This window comes from Wolbachia endosymbiont of Mansonella perstans (assembly GCF_020278605.1).
Taxonomy (GTDB): domain Bacteria; phylum Pseudomonadota; class Alphaproteobacteria; order Rickettsiales; family Anaplasmataceae; genus Wolbachia.
Genome location: NZ_JACZHU010000048.1, coordinates 1 through 3,812, shown reverse-complemented (window position 1 = coordinate 3,812; position 3,812 = coordinate 1). Strand labels below are relative to the sequence as shown.

Sequence of the window (3,812 nt, the reverse complement as noted above, 5' to 3'; positions counted from 1 at the left end):
TTTGAAAAATTTCTATATACTAAAGATTTGCCGAGGCTAGATTTGTTAATTCGCACTGGCGGTGAAAAAAGGTTAAGTAATTTTTTATTATGGCAAGCAGCTTACGCTGAATTGTATTTTTGTGATACTTTGTGGCCTGATTTTTCTTGTCAAGATTTGAGTAAAGCATTAGAAGATTATACGAAAAGAGAAAAAAGATATGGCAGATAATAATTTTGTGATTAGAATGCTGTCTTCAATAGTAATATTGTTTATATTTTCTTTTGCTACATATTTCAGTGATTTATCGTTTTACCTGTTAATTTTTTCGATAGCAGTTTTATCTTCTTTTGAATGGTATAACCTAACTCAGGGGAACAGAATCTTATACGTTTTTGCATTACTGTTGATTGCGCTACCAAATGCCTCATTGATATATCTATACAACCTGCCACAGGGAAAATATACATTAGTATGGCTAATCTTAACCATCTGGAGCATTGATATTACTGCCTACCTATTTGGCAAGAATTTTGGTGGAGCTAAAATTTGTCCAATTATTAGCCCTGGAAAAACTTGGTCGGGACTTCTTGGTGCAATTCTAGCTGGAATAGTGTGTACAATTTTCGGATCAATATTTTTAGGTTTATTTTCAGTCTTTTATTCTCCAATAATTGGCCTTGCAATTGCTACTTTAGCACAACTTGGTGATTTTATTGAATCACTCATTAAAAGAGTTTACAATATTAAAGATAGTGGGAGTATGATACCTGGCCATGGAGGAGTACTCGATCGTATGGACAGCTTCATTTTCACTGCTCCCCTTATTGCTGTCCATGTAAGCTAGCTAAAAAGAACGAAGTGCTATTTCATCCATGGGTCCTCTTCTTTTCATTAACTGCTTTCACAATGCACCCTGCAACAGATTTAGATTCTTCATTGGATTTAAATTTTTCAGACTCTTCAGATTTAAATTCTTCATTCATTAACCTATTACAATAAGGACAGAATGTTTCGCTTCCTTCTTTATACAAATATATTAATGGATGACCAGAACCATTATTGTTCTCATCACCACGACAACAAACTATTATATCATTATCCCTCACTGTCATATTGCTCCTTTAGTTTATAATGTCTTATGTATTGAATATACATGTTTGGGAATAGAAAATAAACATTATTCTTCACTTCTTATCCTGCTTAGATTAATCAATTCCTTCTGAACACCCTCTGGCACAAATTTGCTGACACTTTCCCCTAACCTTGCTATTTCTTTTACAAAACTTGATGAAATAAATTGGGTGTCCTCAGAGGCAGGAAGAAATATGGTTTCAATTTCAGGAAGAAGTTTATAATTTACCCAACTCATTTGAAACTCATAATCAAAATCCGACACTGCTCTGAGTCCTCTGATAATGACAGAGGCATTCTGCTCTTTAGCAAACTTCATTAATAGCCCATTAAAAGATACAACATCTGCGTTAATTCCTAGCCTTTTAATTTCATTTTTAGCCATACTTGTGCGCAACTTTATGTCAAAGGCAGTGTACTTATTAACATTTTCTGCAACACCGATTATTAAATTATCAACTAGCTTACATGCTCTTTTTATTACGTCAATATGCCCAAAGGTGATAGGGTCAAATGTTCCGGGGTAAATTCCTATTCTGTTATTAATGTCCATCCTGTATTTTTATATAAATTACTTTAAAAACTTTTGATGGACATAATAACATTTTTTATCTAAAAATGAAAGCGTATGGTTGGCCTGATAGCTCAGTTGGTAGAGCAAAGGACTGAAAATCTTTGTGTCGCTGGTTCGATTCCTGCTCAGGCCACTTTTTCTTTCTTAATAAGTTTACCTTCTTGTTGTGAAATACTCTATTATGTGTTATGATATTTATGTGAATATTAGTGTAATAAATTATGTTACATAGGTATCATAATAAAGTATTTAATATCTTATTAAGTATAATTCTGTTATTTAGCAACATTGCTTATGCAGGCGCTAGTGAAAATTTGCATTCAATAAATGGTGACATAGTTGTTGGTTTATTAAAGACAGAAGAAGAAACATATCTACATGAGGTTGGCTCATCTCAAAATATCTACGAGATGTTTAATAACTGGGGAATCAAAACTATACTGATTGATTATAATAAGATAATTAGCCTAAAAAAAATTCAGGCAGAGTCACTTAACCTTGCAAAACAAGATGAAATATTGGCAAGGAAGCTGACATTAGACAGAATAAAAGTTGAAGTTGCAAAGTTTTTTAAAGAGCACAAAATAAATAGAATATTTATTCCAGGAAATTACTGTAATTTGCACTCTGAACCTTTTCCTCCTACTCCTTGTCGCCAGTTTGTTACTGAAGCAATTGTGAAAATAGTGGATGATAATCCTACAATCCATTTACTTGGCACATGTGGCGGTTTACAAGGTATCATGAATGCAAAAGGAGTTGAAGTAGTGAGTGTGTCAAATCTTGTAAGTGATGAAGAGAAGCAAAGATCTTATTTAAAATCAGCACCTAATCCACAGCAAGAAAGTGTACCTCTCCAGCAGATCAAAATTGTTCCAAACAGTCGTTTAGCAGAAGTGATAGCTAAATTTTTACCACCTGATGAAAATGGCTGGTTTTTAACATGTTTTCCAGATGCTCATTCAGGAACAGTAAGTAATACGCCGGAAAACAGAAAAAAGTTAGAGTTACTTAGATATAAAGTTGCAGCATTTTCAAGAGATGGGATAATAGAGGCTATTGAAGATAAGCATGGTAATATTTACTTTCAAAGTCATCCAGAAGTGCTCATTGTGAATTCAGATAAAAACTTCTATTTATCAAGTCACAAGGCTTGCCAAGTTTCAACGCTAGTTGCCATAGCAATTGTAAATGATTTTCTTTATCGTGCTTAATGGGCGTTGTAAACGCCTTTGTCAAAGCTCCAATAACCAAAAAGTGTATAAGCACGTTTATTTATATCAGTCATTAGATTCTCGTATAACCGTATGAGAAACTAGTAGTGAACTTTTCTTTCGTCATTCTAGCACTTACTGTATCGCGTTAAGTTAAGTGTCTTTTAATCTTGCAATCCTTTCAATTTTACTAATGGAAAGACCAGTAAACTTGACAATAGTGTTGACGTCAAGGTTATTAACCAGCATTGCCTTTGTCACTTCAATTTTTCTTTCTTCTCTCCCTTTCTCTCTGACATCATCAAGCTTTTAAGCGAGGATACCTTCTTCTTTGCATAGGTCTACTAATCTTTCTTCATACGCTATTAGATCCTTTTCGTTCCAGTGAAACTTGTCTAATTCATCATATGCTAGCTTTATTATCGAAGCTTTTTCTACAATATCTATGAGATGTACAGCCCCATAGTGTGATGATATGATAAAGTATGAGAAAAAAATACCATCAAAGGAAGAATTATGGGACAAGTATTACATGGGTACGCCAGGACAACAGCGTAGAGCGATACAAAACAGTAAAGAGAGCATAGCAAAACTTTCTGAGTACTATAACCTCAACTATCGTTAAGTGGAGGGGTAGGCTATAATTGTTGCATTTCTTAAGCATACTTTATTGCCATTAGATGATTGTCTCTACGCTCTGCAAACCTCAATCCCACACCTCTAGCTTACGTCGTTATTTACAAAGGCACAACATTAGCAGACTACCGGAGTGAAGTTAAACCAAAAAAAGAAATTTAAACAATATCCTGCAGGCTATTTTCATATTGATATTGCAGAAGTCAGAACAGAGGAAGGGAAGTTATATTTGTTTTTTGCAATAGATAGAACATACAAATTCACCTATGTTAAGC

At 33.9% G+C, this 3,812-nt stretch carries 5 protein-coding genes, 1 tRNA gene and 2 pseudogenes; 5 read left to right on the top strand and 3 right to left on the bottom strand.

Features of this window, described 5'->3' with window-relative positions; all coding sequences use genetic code 11:
• Both IHO13_RS03430 and IHO13_RS03425 read left to right on the top strand, forming a co-directional pair.
• The coding region (locus tag IHO13_RS03430; RefSeq protein WP_225538287.1) for an undecaprenyl diphosphate synthase family protein at positions 1-210 on the top strand (210 nt) is incomplete at its 5' end.
• Positions 200-826: a phosphatidate cytidylyltransferase gene (locus IHO13_RS03425; protein WP_225538286.1), complete on the top strand. Its 627-nt coding sequence runs from the start codon at positions 200-202 to the stop codon at positions 824-826. The genes IHO13_RS03430 and IHO13_RS03425, both read left to right, overlap by 11 nt.
• Before the next feature lie 22 nt (positions 827-848).
• Here the strand turns inward: IHO13_RS03425 and IHO13_RS03420 are convergent, their stop codons facing one another.
• Together IHO13_RS03420 and coaD are read right to left on the bottom strand one after the other, a co-directional pair.
• Positions 849-1,094 carry a zinc-finger domain-containing protein gene (locus tag IHO13_RS03420; RefSeq protein ID WP_225536804.1) on the bottom strand — a complete coding sequence of 82 codons (246 nt, stop codon included), beginning with the start codon at positions 1,092-1,094 and terminating at the stop codon, positions 849-851.
• Between the two features lie 65 nt (positions 1,095-1,159).
• Complete coding sequence (coaD, locus tag IHO13_RS03415) at positions 1,160-1,666, bottom strand: pantetheine-phosphate adenylyltransferase (protein WP_225538285.1); 507 nt, start codon at positions 1,664-1,666, stop codon at positions 1,160-1,162.
• 81 nt (positions 1,667-1,747) lie between these two features.
• On the opposite strand from coaD, the gene IHO13_RS03410 reads away from it, so the two are divergent.
• Together IHO13_RS03410 and IHO13_RS03405 are read left to right on the top strand one after the other, a co-directional pair.
• Positions 1,748-1,820: transfer RNA gene (locus IHO13_RS03410), tRNA-Phe, on the top strand.
• A gap of 88 nt (positions 1,821-1,908) precedes the next feature.
• Positions 1,909-2,901, top strand: coding sequence for a gamma-glutamyl-gamma-aminobutyrate hydrolase family protein (locus tag IHO13_RS03405; RefSeq protein WP_225538284.1), 993 nt, complete (start codon positions 1,909-1,911; stop codon positions 2,899-2,901).
• Between the two features lie 153 nt (positions 2,902-3,054).
• Here the strand turns inward: IHO13_RS03405 and IHO13_RS03400 are convergent.
• Positions 3,055-3,342, bottom strand: a pseudogene (locus IHO13_RS03400) (Rpn family recombination-promoting nuclease/putative transposase); the annotation flags it as partial.
• Between the two features lie 75 nt (positions 3,343-3,417).
• Here IHO13_RS03400 and IHO13_RS03395 point away from each other — a divergent pair.
• Positions 3,418-3,812, top strand: a pseudogene (locus IHO13_RS03395) (IS481 family transposase); the annotation flags it as partial.